Raw genomic sequence first — 17092 nt, 5'->3', positions numbered from 1 at the left:
GTGGAGACGTAAATCGCATTGACATAACCCCATTACAGATGATAATGTTTACCACCGTGCCCGTGAGGTACGGTATTTGGAGGTAAAAGACACATGCGTACTCTCGTTACACTTGCCTGCACCGAGTGCAAGCGTCGTAATTACACGACGACCAAGAACAAGGCCAACACCCCTGATCGCATGGAGCTTAAAAAGTATTGCCCCTGGTGCCGTCGTCACACCGTGCACAAAGAGACTCGCTAGTCTCTTTTGACATACGCCAGTAGTTCAATTGGTAGAGCATCGGTCTCCAAAACCGAGTGTTGAGGGTTCGAGTCCTTCCTGGCGTGCCAGTCTTTGATCCGTAAGCCTCCATAGGAGGCTTACGGTTTGTTACTGTATGTTGGGTCTGTGCCGGAGGTAAATGTTCATGGCCAACAAGAAGACCAAGAAGAAGTCTCAGCAGGGCTCCAACAAGGCTGCTGCTAAGCCTGAGGTCAAGAAGACCGCTAAGGTTAAGGCCAAGGATAAGAACAAGAAGCCCGGCCTGTTTGCCCGCATCAAGAAGTATTTCTCTTCCGTGCGTTCCGAGATGAAGCGCGTTGTATGGCCCTCCAAGAAGGAGCTCATCAACTACACCGTCACGGTTTGCGTTTCCCTGATTGTTGTTGGCGTTGTCATCGCGCTGCTTGATGCCGGTATCGGCCAGGCGCTGGTGGCCTTCTCCGGATTGAGGGGTTAAGCATGTCCAAGCGCTGGTATGTCGTCCACACGTACTCTGGTTATGAGAACCGCGTTAAGTCCGATCTTGAGCATCGCATCGAGACCATGGGTATGACCGATCGCATCTTTGATATCGAGATTCCCACCGAGCGTGTGACCGAGATCAAGGAGAACGGTGCTCGCGAGACCAAGGACTCCAAGATTTTCCCGAGCTATGTTCTCGTTCGTATGGAAATGGATGACGACTCTTGGACGTGTGTTCGCAACACCCCCGGCGTCACCGGTTTTCTGGGTGGCAACGGTAAGCCCGCTCCTCTCTCGCGTGAAGAGTACAACAAGATGATGCGCAAGAGCGATAAGGGCGGCGCGCCTAAGCGTACGACCGTCAATATCGAGGTCGGCTCGTCTGTTCGCGTTACTTCTGGTCCGCTTGCGGACTTTGATGGTAAGGTCTCCGAGGTTAACCCCGAGGCCGGCAAGGTCAAGGTCACTCTGATGATCTTTGGCCGCGAGACTCCCGTCGAGCTTTCGTTCGATCAGGTCTCCGTTATTTCTTAGTTCGTTCTCGCGTTCACGCTCATCTGCCGGCTGCTCACCGGATGGATTGCTTCTAACGGGTACGCGTTGAACATATTGGCACTGTAGACACATTCGTGTTTTAGGAAGGTTTTGACATGGCTGAGAAGAAGGTTGCTACTGTCATTAAGCTCCAGATTCCCGCTGGCGCTGCTAACCCCGCTCCTCCCGTTGGCCCGGCACTGGGTGCTGCTCAGGTCAACATCATGCAGTTCTGCCAGGCGTTCAATGCCGCTACGCAGGACAAGCAGGGCGACATCATCCCCGTTGAGATCACCGTTTATGAGGATCGTTCCTTCACCTTCGTGACGAAGACCCCTCCTGCGGCTCACCTCATCAAGAAGGAGCTTAAGCTCAAGAGTGGTTCCGCTAAGCCCCAGGCCGACAAGGTTGGTCAGCTTACTCAGGAGCAGCTCACCAAGATCGCCGAGATCAAGATGCCGGACCTCAATGCTAACGATATCGAGGCCGCCAAGAAGATCGTTGCCGGCACCGCTCGCTCCATGGGCGTCACCATCGCCGAGTAGCGATACTGTTTAGGTAATTTCGGGCACGATGCGTGTCGTGTCCGGTTGCGTGCAATAGGGCACGCGTTGATGTGGGAGGGCTCAGGCCCGTTTGACCACAGGAGGTATGTATTATGGCTAAGCACGGTAAGAAGTACCGCTCCGCCGCTGAGAAGATTGATTCCGCTCAGCTCTACACCCCGCGTAAGGCTGTCACTCTCGTCAAGGAGGTTGCAACCGCCAACTTCGACGAGACCATCGAGGCTCACTTCCGCCTTGGTGTCGACACCCGTAAGGCCGATCAGAACATCCGTGGCTCCATCTCCCTGCCTCACGGCACCGGCAAGTCCGTTCGCGTTGCCGTGTTCGCTGAGGGCGCTAAGGCCGATGAGGCTCGCGAGGCTGGTGCCGACATCGTTGGCTCCGACGAGCTGATCGCCGAGATTCAGAAGGGCAACATCGAGTTTGACGCTGCCATCGCTCTGCCGACCATGATGGCCAAGGTTGGCCGCATCGGTAAGATCCTCGGCCCCCGTGGCCTGATGCCGAACCCCAAGCTCGGCACTGTTACCATGGATGTTGCCAAGATGGTCTCCGAGCTCAAGGCTGGCCGCGTTGAGTATCGCGCCGACCGTTATGGCATCTGCCATGTGCCTCTGGGCAAGAAGTCTTTCTCCGACGAGCAGCTCGTCGAGAACTACGCTGCCCTCTACACTGAGATTCTGCGCGTCAAGCCCGCTTCTGCTAAGGGCAAGTACGTGAAGAGCATCTCTGTCAGCTCCACCATGGGCCCTGGCGTCAAGGTCGACCCTGCTGTTCAGCGCAACTTTCTCGCTGAGTAGTCATTCGAACTGACTCGTTCTTCTAAACCCGGTTCGCATTTGCGAGCCGGGTTTTCTTTTAGGCGAGCATCGTTATTCCGTTCGTTTTCAAAGCTGTAACAATCGGATTTTCTGTTCTAAGTAAACTTCGATTCTGCTAGACTCACCTTTGTTGAGACTTTATCTGAGAGGAGTGCGCATACCATGACGAACAACGCCTTTGCAACTGCACTCCTAGCCCTCGCGCTACTACGGTAGTCGCGCTTGGGATCTTTTCAACTTGCTTAACACCCGAGTGCGTAACTGACCATCGCTTTGCGGTCCGTATGAGCGCTCGGGTGTTTTTCTATCTTTCGCCTGTACGTGCCTACAAAGCCCGACATGTTGAACATAGTCGCCCGGCGGCTTCGATGTACAGGAGGAACCATGACCCGCAAAATCGCAATCTTCGATACCACTCTGCGCGACGGCGAGCAATCGCCTGGCGCCAGCATGAATACCGAGGAGAAGCTCATCATTGCGCGCCAACTCGTGCGCATGAACGTGGATGTTATCGAGGCTGGTTTTCCCATTTCCAGCCCGGGTGATTTTAAGTCGGTTTACGAAATCGGAAAGATTGCCGGTGACACCTGCACCGTATGCGGTCTGACGCGTGCCGTGGATAAGGATATCGAGGTGGCTGCCGAGGCCCTGAAGAGTGCCAAGCGTCCGCGTATCCATACCGGCTTGGGCGTCTCTCCCTCCCATCTGCGCGACAAGCTTCATCTCACCGAGGACGAGGCCATCGAGCGCGCAATTCATGCCGTGAAGTACGCTCGCAACTTTGTGGACGACGTTGAGTTCTATGCCGAGGACGCCGGGCGTTCCGATCAGGAGTTCCTTGTCCGTATCATCCAGGCTGCGGTGAAGGCTGGTGCGACGGTCGTTAACATTCCCGACACTACGGGATATAACATGCCTTGGAATTTTGGTACGCGCATCAAGGACCTGCGCGAGCGCGTCGACGGTATCGAAAACGTGACCATCTCCGTGCATACGCATAACGATCTGGGCATGGCTACCGCCCTTGCTCTCGATGCTGTCCAAAATGGAGCCACGCAGATCGAGTGCACCATCAACGGCCTGGGCGAGCGCGCAGGCAACACCTCGCTCGAAGAGGTCGTTATGGCCATCAAGATGCATGGCGAAGCTCTCGACGCCCATACCGATGTCGTGACCCGCGAGCTGACGCGCGCCTCCAGGCTGGTGAGCTCCATCACGGGCATCAACGTGCAGCCCAACAAGGCGATTGTCGGCGCCAACGCCTTTGCGCATAGCTCCGGCATCCATCAGGACGGCGTGCTCAAGGCTCGCGATACCTACGAGATTATCGACCCGGCAGATGTAGGCGCCGCTGGCTCCGAGATTATCCTGTCCGCCCGTTCTGGCCACGCTGCCCTGCGCCACCGCCTGGGCGAGCTGGGCTACACCTTTGACGATACCGCGTTTGAAGACGTCTACAATCGCTTCCTGGAAATTGCCGACCAGAAGAAGGAGGTTTTTGACGAGGACCTCGAGTCGATGGTGCAGGAGCGTCAGCGCGAGGTGAAGGCTATCTATACCCTCGACGCCCTGCAGGTGTCCTGCGGCGACCCGCTGGTTCCCACTGCTACGGCGACCATCAGCGACGAGCTGGGCGTCAAGCACGTGGTGTGCGCTACGGGTACCGGCCCTGTCGACGCCGCTTACAAGGCAGTGGACAAGGTTGTTGCGGTTCATGGCGACCTGGCGGAGTTCTCTGTCAAGGCTATCAGCCGCGGTATTGATGCCATCGGTGAGGTAACGGTGCGCATCACGGCCGAAGATGGCAAGGTCTACACCGGTCGTGGCGCCGATACCGACATCATCGTTTCGAGCGCGAAGGCCTATGTGAATGCAGTTAACCGCATGATTCAGACCGCCCGCTCAAAAGAGGGCAAATAACCGGGTGCATAATCGCCCTTTTCGCCTGATTGCCAAAGACTTAACAAGAGAGGAAACCCAATGGCACGTCCCATGACCATGGCAGAGAAGATTTTGGCCGCCCACGCCGGACTCGATGAGGTTGTGCCGGGCCGGCTGGTTGAGTGCGACCTCGACCTGGTGCTCGCCAACGACATTACGGCTCCCATCGCCATCAAGACGGTGCGCGAGATTGGTGCTGGAGTTTTTGACCGCGAGCGGATTTGCCTCGTGCCCGACCATTACGCGCCCAATAAGGACATCAAGAGTGCCGAGCAGACCAAGGTCACGCGCGATTTTGCCCATGAGCATAAGATCGTCAACTATTTTGAGCAGGGTTGTATGGGTATTGAGCATGCACTGTTGCCCGAGCAGGGCGTTGTGGTGCCCGGCGACCTCATGATCGGCGCCGATTCCCACACCTGCACCTATGGCGGCATCGGCGCCTTCTCAACCGGCGTGGGATCCACCGACGCCGGCGTGGGTATGGCAACGGGCCGTGCTTGGTTCAAGGTGCCCGAGACCATTCGCTTTGAAATCGATGGCGAGCTTCCTGCGGGTGCCACGGCAAAGGACATCATCTTGCATATTATCGGCAAGATCGGTGTTGACGGCGCCCTTTATTGCGCTATGGAGTTTGGCGGCTCGACGATTGAGAACCTCTCTGTTGAGGGACGTTTGACCATCGCAAACATGGCTATCGAGGCGGGCGGCAAGGCCGGTCTCTTTGAGGTGGACGACAAGTGCCGCGAGTACGTGGCTGCCCGCGCTCGCCGCACGCCGGTTGAGTATCATCCCGATGCGGATGCCGAGTATAAGCAGGTCATCAAGATCGACGCTGCCGAGATCGAGCCGTGCGTGTCCTGGCCGCATCTGCCCAGCAATACGCATCCCGTTGCCGAGAGCCGTCATATCGCGGTCGACCAGGCCGTTATCGGTTCGTGTACCAACGGCCGTATCGAGGATATGCGCGCCGCGGCCGATGTCCTGCGCGGGCGCACGGTTGCCGAGAACGTTCGCTGCATCGTGATTCCTGCAACCCAGAAGGTTTGGCTCCAGTGCGTACACGAGGGCCTGATGGATGTCTTCATCAACGCCCATTGTGTGGTTTCCACGCCCACGTGCGGCCCGTGTCTGGGCGGCTACATGGGCATCCTCGCTGCAGGGGAGCGCTGCATTTCTTCGACCAATCGTAACTTTGTGGGCCGTATGGGCGACCCCACGTCCGAGGTCTACCTGGCAAGCCCTGCCGTCTGCGCCGCTTCTGCCGTCGCCGGCCACATTGCGTTGCCGAGCGACCTGTAAGCGCGCTGGGGCCTTTGGGCTTTACTCGCTATTTCAGACAGTCCTGCTCGCACGGAGAGCACATTAAGTGCTCTCCGGCTCGTGCGGAACTCATAGCGAGCAAAGCCCAAAGCCCCTGCTGAAAAAAGCATGGCGCAGCTGGGCCATAAAAGCGTAGTGCTGCAAGTCCAACTACTTTGCGTTGTGGAAGTTTTATTCGATAGAAGAACATGATGTGTGAGGGAGGGACCAGGCTTTATTTGACATGAGTTTCCGCACGAGCCGAACGTGACTAAATGTCACGTTCGTGCGAGCAGGACTGTCTGAAATGGCAAATAAAGCCTGGCCCCTCCCTCCCGGGAAAGGTGAACGATATGAAATTCAACGGAACTGTTTTTCGTTATGGCCGTGACATCGATACCGATGCCATCATTCCGGCTCGCTATCTCAACACGTCAGATCCGGCGGAGCTTGCCAAGCATTGTCTGGAGGACCTGGATACCACGTTTGTGGAGCGCGTAAAGGCCGGTGACATCATTGTTGCCGACGAGAACTTTGGCTGTGGCTCCTCGCGCGAGCACGCGCCGGTCGCCATCAAGGCTGCAGGTGTTTCCTGCGTGATCGCCAAAAGCTTCGCGCGCATCTTCTACCGCAATTCGATCAACATGGGCCTGCCGATTCTGGAATGCCCGGAGGCCGTGGACGCTATCTCAGACGGGGATGTGGTGAGTGTCGATGCCGATACCGGCACGATTGTGGATGAGACCACAGGCGCGATCTTCCATGCGCAGCCGTTCCCGCCGTTTATCCAAGAGATCATCAATGCCGGCGGTTTGGTAGAGCGTACCAAGCAAAAGATCGCCGAGGCACAGACGGAGTAGACGACCGTGGAAAACCCCTTTTGCAAAGGCCCCTCAACCCTCGATTGGAGTTGCAACGTGAAAAAGAGCTATAGGGTATGCACCCTGCCGGGCGACGGCATTGGACCCGAGGTCATCGCTGAGGGCAAGAAGGTTCTTGCCGCAGTGGGGGCGCGTGCCGGCGTCGAGTTTATTTGCGAGGACGCGCTTATCGGTGGAGCCGCGATCGACGCGTGCGCAGATCCGCTGCCCGAAGCCACGCTTGCCGCCGCTCAGGCGTCTGACGCCGTTTTGCTGGCGAGCGTAGGCGGACCCAAGTGGGATTCGACCGATTCAGACGCTCCTCGTCCCGAGCAAGGTCTCCTGCGCATTCGCAAAGCTCTGGGGCTTTACACCAATCTTCGTCCGGTGAAGATTTACGACGCGCTTGCTGGCGCCTCCACCCTTAAGCCAGAGGTCATCAAGGGTGTTGACATGGTGCTCGTGCGCGAGCTTACGGGTGGCATCTACTTTGGTAGCCATGAGCGTTTCTACGACGAGCAGGGCGCTGGCGCAAACGGTGAAGCCGGCCAGCGTGCGGTGGACGTTATGGAGTATCACGAGTACGAGGTCGAGCGCATTGCTCGCCAGGCCTTTGAGGCTGCACGCAAGCGTCGCGGTAAGGTGACGAGCGTCGATAAGCGCAACGTGCTCGAGACCTCCCGCATGTGGCGCGAGATAGTTCATCGCGTGCATGACGAGGAGTATGCAGACGTAGAGCTTGAGGACCTGCTTGTGGACAACACCGCGATGCAGCTTATCAATCGTCCTGCCGACTTTGATGTCGTGGTAACCGAGAACATGTTTGGCGACATCCTTTCCGACGAGGCTGCGCAGATCACGGGTTCGCTCGGTATGCTCGCTTCTGCAAGTTTGGGCGACGGCGTGTCGCTTTTTGAGCCCAGCGCTGGCTCCGCGCCCGATATCGCGGGCCAAGGGATTGCCAACCCGCTCGCTCAGATTCTCTCGGTGGCAATGATGCTCACCTATGCCTTCGATATGACCAAAGAGACCGCATGGATCGAGGCGGCCGTCGAGCGCGTTCTCGACGAGGGCTGGCGCACGCGCGATATCGCCGATCCCGATACGCCTGCCGAGAAGATCGTCGGTACCGCCGATATGGGCGACAAGGTGGTTGCAGCCTTGGCGTAGGCTAGAAGCCAGAATGTTGGCACTCCGCATGTTCGGTCGGGCAAGCGGAGTGCCTTGCGTTTGGGCATATTGCATTGAGGAGTCGGCACGCCTGTATGGAATGGTGGCGCCGGCTCGCGTGTTGTGGGCGCTGATGCGGCGCCGCACTGGAGTGGGGGCACCATGCAGCAGGTAGTGACCGTGAACGACGATTTTCGCCATTTGAACGATGGCCTGCCGCCGCATATCGCGCGTTTTATCGTCGCGGGGGAGTATGACCGTGCGCTTCGTCTTATCGAAGAGGAGCTCGAGATGGGGAACCGTCCCGAGATGGAGCCTTGCCTTCGTGCGGAATATGCTCGCCTGCTGCGCACGCGCCGCGATTTTTGTTTGACACGCGCTGATGTTATCGGGCAGATTCGCGCTGAGTGGCCTGAGTTTGGCGATGCCGAGCTGGATGCCCTTATCGATCACGAGCGTCTTGATTGGCGTTACGTGGACGGCGAGCAACGTTTCTTGCAAAGTTGTGTGGAGTCGCTGCGTCTGTACCCTAATGACGTTCCGGGTCTTGCTTGTCCGCCAATCGATCGCGCAGATCAGCTCGCCGTGCTCGACGAGATGCGCTCAAAGGGATACGCCTGTCGCCGCGTGCGCGTGCGCCATACGCTTAGCGTGGGCAAGGATGTTGATGTGGACCCCGAGACGCACGTCATGGCATGGATTCCGTATCCTTCCGGTCAACAGGTGGCGGATATCAAGCTTGTCGATGCAACCGATGGTGCGCAGGTTGCGCCTGCGACAGCGCCGCAGCGCACGGTCCACTGGGATGTGCAGGGTGAGCGTTCGTTCTTTGTCGAGTATGAGTACACCATTCGCGCTCCCTATGTAGATCTGTGGGCAGACAATCCCGTTGCTCCCGTATGGGACGCGCCGTTTGCGCCCGCGCCCGCTCCTACGCCAGAGGATCTTGCCGCCGAGGAGCCGCATCTGGTGTTTACTCCGTATCTTCGCTCGGTCGCTGGGCGTCTCTATGCAGATATTCCGGCTGAGGATATGCTCGAGCGCGCCCGTGCGGCGTATCTGTGGGTTACGCAGAATGTGGATTACCGTTATCAGCCGGCCTACGTGCTGCTGGATAGCATTGCGGATTCATGTGCACGTTCTCGCCGTGCCGATTGCGGCGTGTTTGCCTGCACGTTTATCACGCTGTGCCGCTTAGGCGGTGTGCCGGCACGCTGGCAGAGCGGTTTGTACGTAAAGCCCGATTCGGTGGGCTGCCACGATTGGGCGATGTTCTACATTGAGGGCCTGGGCTGGCTTTGGGCCGATTGCTCCTTTGGCTCCGCGGCGCGCCGCGAGGGGGACGACGCCCGCAGGCATTTCTATTTTGGAAATCTGGGGCCCTGGCGCATGCCCGCCAATGCGCGCTTCTTTGCTCCGCTCACGCCTGCCGACCCAGCATTGCGCGACGATCCCTTTGACAATCAGATGGGCGAGCTGTGCGTGGACGGCGTCGGCATGACGTCGTACGACCGCGAGGCCGAGGTCACGGCGACTATGGAAACCCTCTAGCCAGTAGCTTTCGCGATTTTAAGTGCTGCCGCAGCGGCTCTTCGTTTTTTCGGGAGCCGCTGCGGCGTTTTTTGGCGGTGGGGCCCGCGCGCTCTGCGACCATGCAAAAGATAATGGGCATTTCACGGCAGTCTGTCGCAAAACTAAAAAGCTTAATGCCCTTGTAAAATGCTACTTCAATAAAACAATTCGAAGTGCGTACCCTAAATCAAAAGGGCTGAGTATACAAATTATTTAACCCTCTGTAATCCTTGGCTTTTATCACGCGAATAGAAGGGTCTACTCGGCAATTTTAGTTTAGGGTACGCACTTCGAAGAGTTTTGAAACGAGCTACTAAAAACGGGGCACCGAATTAGCTTCGGCGCCCCGTAAAACAGGCTGTTTAGAATCGCGGTCCTTTGCAGACGCACATGTGCGCTTGAATTAGCTCAATAGCATGCGGTCGTTAGCGAATTCGCCACCGCTGACCTCTTCGAACTTCTGTAGCAGGTCGGGAACGGTGAGCGATTTCTTTTCTTCGCCGGCAACGTCGTAGATAACGTGGCCCTCGTGCATCATGATGAGGCGGTTGCCCAAGCGGATGGCATCGTTCATATTGTGCGTGACCATCAGCGTGGTGAGATTGTTCTCGGCGACGATCTCTTCGGTGAGATTGAGGACCTTGGATGCAGTTTTGGGGTCAAGCGCTGCGGTGTGCTCGTCAAGCAGCAGCAGCTTGGGCTGTGTGAGGGTGGCCATCAACAGGGTGAGGGCCTGACGCTGTCCGCCCGAAAGCAGACCGACCTTAGCTTCCATGCGCGTATCGAGGCCCAAGTCGAGCTTCTTAAGGAGTGCCGGGAACTCAGCTTTTTCCTCCTTGGTGACGCCCCAGGCAAGACCGCGATGCAGGCCGCGGCGCTTGGCGAGTGCCAGGTTCTCGACGATCTGCATGTCGGCGGCAGTGCCACGCATAGGGTCTTGGAACACGCGGCCCAGGTACTTGGCGCGTTGGGGTTCGGTCATGCGCGAAATGTCTTTACCGTCGAGCTCGATTACGCCCGAGTCGAGAGGATATACACCGGCGATCATATTGAGCAGCGTGGACTTGCCGGCGCCGTTGCCGCCGATCACAGTAACGAAGTCGCCGTCGTTGAGGACAAGGTCAACACCGGTGAGGGCGCGCTTCTCGGTGACGGTGCCCTTGTTGAACGTCTTCTTGACGCGGGAGAGCTTAAGCATCCTGATCATCTCCCCTCGAGTAAGAGCTGCGCAGTTTGTACTTCTCCCAAACAACGGGGATGCACAGCGCAAGCACGACGATGACAGCCGAGAGCAGCTTCATGTCGTTGGCGTCCATGCCCATCTGCAGCACGAAGGCGCGGATAAGGAAGTAGACCACAGAGCCCACGACGGCGGCTGCCAGGCGCGCGCCGAACTTGGTGAGGCCGCCGGGCAGCAGACGTCCCAGGACCTCACCGATAACGATGGCGGCAAGGCCGATGACGATGGCGCCGGTGCCCATGCCGATATCGGCGTACTTCTGGCTCTGGCAGATAAGGCCGCCTGCAAGGCCCACGAGTGCGTTGGAGAGCACGAGGGCGATCATCTTGGTGCGGTTCGTGTTGACGCCAAGCGCGCGAATCATGTCCTCGTTGTTGCCAGTGGCGCGCAGGGCAGAACCGATCTCGGTTCCAAAGAACCAGTAGAGCACGGCCACGATGACAATGGCGATGATGATGCCCATAAGAGCCGATACGGTGCTTTGGGGCAGCCCCGTTAGCCTGGACGCGTCGGAGAAGATCGTGTCGTTGGCTAGAAGCGGGGTGTTGGACTTGCCCATGATGCGCAAGTTGATGGACCACAGCGAGATCTGGGTGAGAATACCCGCGAGGATGGCGGGAATCTCGAACACCGTGGTGAGAACGCCCGTGATGGCTCCAGCCAGGCCGCCTGCAATCATGCCGGCAAGAATGGCTACAGCGGGATGAACATGTGCGTTGACGATAAGCACCGCCACGACACTTCCGCCCAGGGCGAAGCTGCCGTCTACGGTCATATCGGGGATGTCGAGCAGACGGAACGTGATGAACACGCCGAGCACCATGATGCCCCAGAGGATGCCTTGTGAGATGGCGCCCTGCAATGCGACGGACATGCGATGTGCCTCCTTATGTGACGTCGGAGCGTTCCCGCCGGGGGAGTGCGCTCAAAATACAAATACCGTTAGATAATAGCGTGGGATATCAAAGACGCCGCAACGGACCCATGGACGGGCGCGTCGCGGCGCGGAGAGTGACAAGCGCAGGCTCGAGCTAACCGCCGGACCTTATGCGTCGAGGGCGGAAAGATCGACGCCGATGGCCTTTGCCATCTCATCGTTCTTTACGACGACGAGGCTCTTGGCGGAAAGGTGCTCGATGGGCATATCCTCGGGCTTGGCCTCGCCCTTCAAGATCTTGATGGCCATCTTGCCTGCGGCGCTGCCCAGATCCTTGTAGTTGATGGAGAGGGTGAACAGGCCACCGGCGTTGCACATGCCTTCCTCGCCAGCGATGAACGGAAGCTTGTTCTCCTTGCAGATCTGGCCGACCTGCGCGGCGCCCGCGGCGATGGTGTTGTCGGTGGGGGAGTAGAGCGCATCGACCTTGCCCACGGCAGATTCGACCACGGACTGAATCTCATTGGAGCTGGAGACGGTGAAGTCGGCGTACTCGATGCCGAGCTTGTCGAGCTCCGCCTTAGCGGCCTTGATCTGGACGTCGGAGTTGGACTCGGCGGTGCAGTAGAGCAGGCCGACCTTTTTAACGTCGGGCAGCACCTTCTGCATCATCTCGAGCTGCTCGGCGACCGGGGTGAGGTCGGAGGCGCCGGTGACGTTGGTGCCGGGCTTGTCGTTATCCTGCACGAGGCCGGAGGCGGCGTAGTCGGTGATGGCGCAACCCACGATGGGGATATCGGTAGTCGCTGCCGCGGCTGCCTGTGCGGCGGGCGTGGCGATCGCGTAAATGAGGTCGACGCCGTCGCTCACGAACTTAGAGCTGATGGTCTGGCAGGCAGACTGGTCGTTTTGGGCGTTTTGCTGGTCGAACTTGACGTTCAGGCCGCTTTTCTTGAGGGCCTCGACAAAACCTTTGTTGGCGGCGTCGAGCGCGCTGTGCTCGGTGAGCTGAATCACGCCAATGGTGTAGGTGGTGCCAGATGCTGCAGAGCCGGCGGCGCTGCCGGTGGAGGAGCCGTTTGAGCCGCAGCCCACAAGCGTGCCCGCCAGGAGCAGGCCGGCGCTGGCGATGAAGTTCCTTCTGCTGATGTTCGCCATGGTAATCAACCCTTTCAAGTCGTTGATCAAAGCTGTTGGGCGCGCTGTTTATTCGTGCCGTCCGACCGCAGCGCGCATAACGCTTAAGATACTGCGTGCGATGTTCAATATCATACGTATACGTGCTCAATAGCGTGGAAACAAAGGTCAACGGTTGAGCGTTTGTTACCAATTGTTAATCTTCAAGGTGATGGGTGTTTATTTTTGGGTACACGACTGTTGCCGCGGACATTTCCGCTCTATGAAAAATGGCGGAGAATCACAAACCGGTGCCGAGCGTGACCTCGCGCATGGGTCTGCAAGCATGTACTATATGAGTGCATATGATGCATGAGCGCCGGCGGCATGAGCGCCAGCGCAGGGTATCAAGATATCAAGACGAAAGGAGCCCCTGTGGCTGTTGACGAAGAATATCTCAAGAAGGTCCTCGACGAGATTCGCCCTAACCTTCAGGCCGATGGCGGTGACCTCGAGTACGTTGGTGTTGACGAGGACGGCGTGGTGTCGTTGGAGCTGCAAGGTGCTTGCGCCGGCTGCCCCATGAGCCAGCTCACGCTCTCCATGGGTATTGAGCGCGTTTTGAAGGAGCACGTGCCCGGTGTCACGCGCGTTGTCGCCACCAATCTTCCCGGCGAGGCCGCAGACATGTTGGACGAGTACGAGCCGTTCTAAGACGACGGCGATTTGATTCGATTTGCGCTCACTCCCGTAAGGGGCTGCGGGCACATGTAAGTCGCGGGCGTTCGCATTAAGCGGGCGCCCGCTTGGTATAACGGCGACGTATCTGGCGACAGCAAAAGACAAGAGGACATCGTGCTCAACGAGTTGTATCAAAGCTTGGACCCCGTGGCGATATCGGCCGGTCCCATTACTATCTACTGGTACGGAATCGCCTATATCGTGGGGGCTATCATCACGGGCGTGGTGATGTATCGCACGCAGCGACGCTGGGGCCTTAATCTGACGATTGATGACCTGGTAAGCGTGGTTGTAGGCGTGGTCTTTGGCCTGATTATCGGCGCACGCCTGTTCTACGTTGTCTTTTATGGTGACGGCTACTACCTGGCGCATCCGCTCGAGGTCTTTGCCGTCAACGAGGGCGGTATGAGCTTTCATGGCGGCCTGGTGGGCGGCATCGTGGGTGGAACCATCGCATGCCGCATCTACAAGATCTCGGCATGGACCGTTGCCGACCTCGCGGTATGCGGGGCCCCGCTCGCTCTCATGCTCGGCCGCTTTGCGAACTTTGTGAACGGTGAGCTGTGGGGCAAGCCCACCGATCTGCCATGGGGCGTGGTCTTTGGCGGCGCTGCGGGCACGATGCCGCGGCATCCGTCCCAGCTTTACGAGGCCCTGCTCGAGGGCATTGTGCTCTTTTGCGTGCTGCAGATTCTGAGCCGTCGCAAACCTGTGTTGCCGCAGGGCACGTTCATGGGCGTTTTTGTGATGGGCTACGGTATCGTGCGGTTTCTGATCGAGTTTGTGCGCGTGCCCGATGCCCAGCTGGGATATCTCTTGGGCGGCGTTATAACCATGGGCCAATTGCTTTCCCTGCCACTTGTGGTGGCGGGCGCGGTACTTATCGTCTACGCGCAGCGCAAGGCGCGCCCGCAATGCGATTACCTGGAGAAATAGTGAGAGAAACGGTGAGGCTGCCATGGTATGGAGCCGTTGCCGTGTGATAGAAACGCCTCGCAACCGTCGGATTCGATGGGTGCGAGGCGTCGTTGTGACTATGCGTCGACAAGAACCTGCCGGTAGGTGATGCCGCAGGAATCGAGAATGCGGCGGCTGATGCGTCCGTCGTCGGTATCGGCGTATTTGTTGTCGAGGTAGACCACTTCGCCGATACCCACCTGCGCGAGGATCTTCGCACAATCATGGCAGGGAAAGAGCGTCACGTAGACCGTGGAGCCCTCAAGGTCGCGCAGGCTGCCGCGGTAGTTAAGCACGGCGTTTGCCTCGGCGTGCACCACGTAGTTGTGCTTGTCCTCGAGCGGGTCGTCCGAGGTGCCCCAGGGAAAATCGTCGTCGTTGAGGGCAGAGGGCGTCCCGTTATAGCCCACCGAGAGGATGCGGTGGTTGGTGCTTGCAATGCAAGCGCCCACCTGCGTATTGGGATCTTTGCTCCTAAGCTGTGCGGCAATTGCCACGCGCATGAAGAACTCGTCCCAACTGATGACGTTTTGGCGCTTAGCTGATGGCATGGGTGCTCCTTTCGGCTTTGCATTGCACCACAGTATAGCCATTGTGATGGCTCTCTATATCGCTCGGAGTGCCGCCTTGTGCGTAGCGATTGCGTGCAGGCAAAAAGAGGAGACTTTATCGCGCCCGCCGCGTGGTATATCATGCATTCCGTATGTTTGCAATCCTCGCGCGATGCACCCGCGCGGGTGTGATCGTGTAGAAGGAGACTCGAATGTCCGGACACTCTAAGTGGGCCACTACCAAGCATCGTAAGGGCGCTCAGGACGCCAAGCGTTCTGCCCTGTTCTCCAAGCTGAGCCGTAACATCACCGTTGCCGCTCGCCTGGGTAACGATCCCAACCCCGAGAACAACGCTTCCCTTGCTGCCGCTGTCGACAAGGCAAAGGCTCAGTCCATGCCCAAGGACAAGATCAAGTCTGCTATCGACAAGGCCTTTGGTGCCGGTGCCGACGCTGCCGTTTACGAGAGCATCTCCTATGAGGGCTACGGTCCCGCAGGCGTCGCTGTTTACGTTGAGTGCCTGACCGACAACCGCAACCGCACGGCTGCCGATGTTCGCTCCGCCTTCTCTCATGCCGGCGGCAACCTGGGTACTTCCGGTTCCGTTTCCTTCCAGTTCGAGCGCAAGGGTCAGGTTGTTGTTGTCAAGGAGATCCTCGACCCCAACGCCAAGAAGGAGACCATGATCGCCAACGGCGCTGCTGGTGACGAGGACGAGTTCATGATGGCCGTGGCCGAGGCCGGCGGCGAGGACTACGAGGACGCTGGCGACGAGTGGATCGTTTGGACCAACCCCGGCGACCTGATGGCTGTTTCCAAGGCTCTTGCTGCCCAGGGCATCGAGGTCAAGGGTTCCGAGCTTACCATGGTCCCCACCACCCCGACCGAGGTTTCCGGCGCCGACGCCAAGAAGGTCCAGCGTCTGGTTGACCGCCTTGAGGAGCTCGACGACGTCCAGGATGTGTACCACACCATGGACATGACCGACGAGGTCATTGCCGCCCTCGAGGAGGAGTAGCAGGAGCTGTTGCGCCGTTGCACAATGTGACAGGATTGTTATCGGGCCGGGTCTGTGTAAATCACACAGACCCGGCCCGATTCGTTTATTCTTAAAGAGTTGTTGAGGCGTGCAACGCGCGCGGGACATACGGGTATACGAAAGCCTTAAGGCTGTTGAGCTATTGGACGAAAGGAACAGGGCATGCGAGCACTGAGAAGAATTCTCGCGCTTATCTACCTGCTTTCAGGTGCCTTGGTCATTGCCATGTTCGCTGGCTATCTCTTTTCGCCCGCGGCACGCAACATTGAGGTCTTGTTCCAAAAGCCCGCGGTGCGTATCGTTTTGCTCGTGTGCATGGTCATCTTGGGTTTGGGTACTCTGGCTGCGACGATTCGCATGATGGCGCACCGCCGTGTCGTGACGTGCGTGCATCCGCAGGCGAATCCCGATATCGAGGTGAGCCTTGCCGCCATCGAATCGGTGGCGCGCTCGGCAGCACAAGACCCTACGGCGCTTATCGAGTCGGTCGAGGGCCGCGTGATCGGTCGCGATGCCGATCAGGTGCGCGTTCATATCGACGCCATCGCACTTGGCAGAGACAACCTGACCGAGCGCGCGCAGCGTATCCAGGGGCGCGTGACTCGTGCGCTCGACACTATGCTCGGCGCTGCGGGCGCAACCGTGCGCGTGCGCTTCCTTCCCAGCAAGACCACGATTACGACTCAGGAGGTTACTCGTGAGTAAACCCGGCAAGCAAACGTCTAAGGCGTCCAAGCCTCGCTTGACCATCGAGTCCCAGGACGAGGCGAGGGCCGGTGCGCCAGGATCGCAGACGGCCAATGGCTCTGAGCCCGTAGATGACGAAATCGATTTTCACGAGGCAGCGGGATTCATCCGCGGATTGGGCATGCTCATGCGGCGTTATGCGCGTTCGCATCCCCATACGGTTTTGTACGGATTCATCGGCTTTGTGCTCGCGGCGCTCATCTTGATCTTGGGCCTATGGAACACGATCGTCATCGCGGTTTTTGTGTTTGTGGGAGCCACGCTGGGGCAAGTTCGCGACGGCGATAACGCGATCGTCAACTTTTTTGGCAAGTTATTTGACAGGCACTAA

At 58.3% G+C, this 17092-nt stretch carries 19 protein-coding genes and 1 tRNA gene; 16 read left to right on the top strand and 4 right to left on the bottom strand.

All coding sequences use genetic code 11. The features are described 5' to 3' along the window. Positions 1-93 precede the first annotated feature (93 nt). From rpmG to BQ9843_RS00775, 11 genes are all read left to right on the top strand, one after another. Positions 94-243, top strand: a complete 150-nt coding sequence (gene rpmG / locus BQ9843_RS00825) for a 50S ribosomal protein L33 (protein ID WP_022386736.1) — start codon at positions 94-96, stop codon at positions 241-243. Between the two features lie 13 nt (positions 244-256). After that, a tRNA-Trp gene (locus tag BQ9843_RS00820) sits at positions 257-332 on the top strand. Between the two features lie 77 nt (positions 333-409). Next, entirely contained in the window at positions 410-721 is a 312-nt protein-coding gene (secE, locus tag BQ9843_RS00815; RefSeq protein WP_022386735.1) for a preprotein translocase subunit SecE, read from the top strand. A gap of 2 nt (positions 722-723) precedes the next feature. Next, complete coding sequence (nusG, locus tag BQ9843_RS00810; protein ID WP_075843504.1) at positions 724-1260, top strand: transcription termination/antitermination protein NusG; 537 nt, start codon at positions 724-726, stop codon at positions 1258-1260. Positions 1261-1376: 116 nt separating this feature from the next. After that, positions 1377-1805, top strand: a complete 429-nt coding sequence (rplK, locus tag BQ9843_RS00805) for a 50S ribosomal protein L11 (RefSeq protein ID WP_022386733.1) — start codon at positions 1377-1379, stop codon at positions 1803-1805. A gap of 113 nt (positions 1806-1918) precedes the next feature. Further along, positions 1919-2626, top strand: coding sequence for a 50S ribosomal protein L1 (gene rplA / locus BQ9843_RS00800; RefSeq protein ID WP_075843503.1), 708 nt, complete (start codon positions 1919-1921; stop codon positions 2624-2626). 405 nt (positions 2627-3031) lie between these two features. Then, the gene (locus BQ9843_RS00795) at positions 3032-4567 is read left to right on the top strand and encodes a 2-isopropylmalate synthase (protein ID WP_075843502.1); all 1536 of its coding nucleotides are present in this window, start codon (positions 3032-3034) and stop codon (positions 4565-4567) included. A gap of 60 nt (positions 4568-4627) precedes the next feature. Next, the gene (gene leuC / locus BQ9843_RS00790; RefSeq protein WP_075843501.1) at positions 4628-5890 is read left to right on the top strand and encodes a 3-isopropylmalate dehydratase large subunit; all 1263 of its coding nucleotides are present in this window, start codon (positions 4628-4630) and stop codon (positions 5888-5890) included. A gap of 353 nt (positions 5891-6243) precedes the next feature. Beyond that, a complete protein-coding gene (gene leuD, locus BQ9843_RS00785; RefSeq protein ID WP_075843500.1) occupies positions 6244-6750 on the top strand; it encodes a 3-isopropylmalate dehydratase small subunit in 507 nt (168 codons plus the stop codon). Between the two features lie 57 nt (positions 6751-6807). Next, positions 6808-7920 (top strand): 3-isopropylmalate dehydrogenase, encoded by a 1113-nt coding sequence (leuB, locus tag BQ9843_RS00780; protein ID WP_075843665.1) that lies wholly within the window; start codon positions 6808-6810, stop codon positions 7918-7920. 162 nt (positions 7921-8082) lie between these two features. Further along, positions 8083-9471, top strand: coding sequence for a transglutaminase-like domain-containing protein (locus tag BQ9843_RS00775; RefSeq protein ID WP_083647852.1), 1389 nt, complete (start codon positions 8083-8085; stop codon positions 9469-9471). Between the two features lie 424 nt (positions 9472-9895). Here BQ9843_RS00775 and BQ9843_RS00770 read toward each other — a convergent pair whose 3' ends face one another. From BQ9843_RS00770 to BQ9843_RS00760, 3 genes are all read right to left on the bottom strand, one after another. After that, positions 9896-10690 (bottom strand): ABC transporter ATP-binding protein, encoded by a 795-nt coding sequence (locus BQ9843_RS00770; protein WP_022386726.1) that lies wholly within the window; start codon positions 10688-10690, stop codon positions 9896-9898. After that, on the bottom strand, positions 10683-11606 hold the full coding sequence (locus BQ9843_RS00765; protein ID WP_075843499.1) for an ABC transporter permease: 924 nt from the start codon (positions 11604-11606) through the stop codon (positions 10683-10685). The genes BQ9843_RS00770 and BQ9843_RS00765 overlap by 8 nt, the downstream gene beginning before the upstream one ends. A 171-nt stretch (positions 11607-11777) precedes the next feature. Then, positions 11778-12767: an ABC transporter substrate-binding protein gene (locus tag BQ9843_RS00760; protein ID WP_075843498.1), complete on the bottom strand. Its 990-nt coding sequence runs from the start codon at positions 12765-12767 to the stop codon at positions 11778-11780. Positions 12768-13160: 393 nt separating this feature from the next. Between BQ9843_RS00760 and BQ9843_RS00755 the strand changes: the two genes are divergently transcribed. Next, a complete protein-coding gene (locus BQ9843_RS00755; RefSeq protein ID WP_022386723.1) occupies positions 13161-13439 on the top strand; it encodes a NifU family protein in 279 nt (92 codons plus the stop codon). 141 nt (positions 13440-13580) lie between these two features. Beyond that, on the top strand, positions 13581-14402 hold the full coding sequence (lgt, locus tag BQ9843_RS00750; protein WP_022386722.1) for a prolipoprotein diacylglyceryl transferase: 822 nt from the start codon (positions 13581-13583) through the stop codon (positions 14400-14402). Between the two features lie 98 nt (positions 14403-14500). Here the strand turns inward: lgt and BQ9843_RS00745 are convergent, their stop codons facing one another. Then, complete coding sequence (locus BQ9843_RS00745) at positions 14501-14974, bottom strand: deoxycytidylate deaminase (RefSeq protein ID WP_040219906.1); 474 nt, start codon at positions 14972-14974, stop codon at positions 14501-14503. A 212-nt stretch (positions 14975-15186) separates the two neighbouring features. Here BQ9843_RS00745 and BQ9843_RS00740 point away from each other — a divergent pair, with 212 nt between their 5' ends. The 3 genes from BQ9843_RS00740 to BQ9843_RS08810 all read left to right on the top strand — a co-directional run bounded on the left by BQ9843_RS00740 (position 15187) and on the right by BQ9843_RS08810 (position 17092). Beyond that, entirely contained in the window at positions 15187-15993 is an 807-nt protein-coding gene (locus BQ9843_RS00740) for a YebC/PmpR family DNA-binding transcriptional regulator (protein ID WP_022386720.1), read from the top strand. A gap of 183 nt (positions 15994-16176) precedes the next feature. Next, complete coding sequence (locus BQ9843_RS00735) at positions 16177-16719, top strand: Asp23/Gls24 family envelope stress response protein (RefSeq protein ID WP_075843497.1); 543 nt, start codon at positions 16177-16179, stop codon at positions 16717-16719. Next, positions 16712-17092, top strand: a complete 381-nt coding sequence (locus BQ9843_RS08810; protein ID WP_075843496.1) for a DUF2273 domain-containing protein — start codon at positions 16712-16714, stop codon at positions 17090-17092. Before BQ9843_RS00735 ends, BQ9843_RS08810 begins: the two co-directional genes overlap by 8 nt.

The sequence above is a fragment of the Collinsella bouchesdurhonensis genome, from assembly GCF_900155365.1.
GTDB classification, from domain to species: domain Bacteria; phylum Actinomycetota; class Coriobacteriia; order Coriobacteriales; family Coriobacteriaceae; genus Collinsella; species Collinsella bouchesdurhonensis.
Note: the sequence above shows the minus strand (reverse complement) of the source record. Positions and strands in the feature narration are given on the sequence as shown.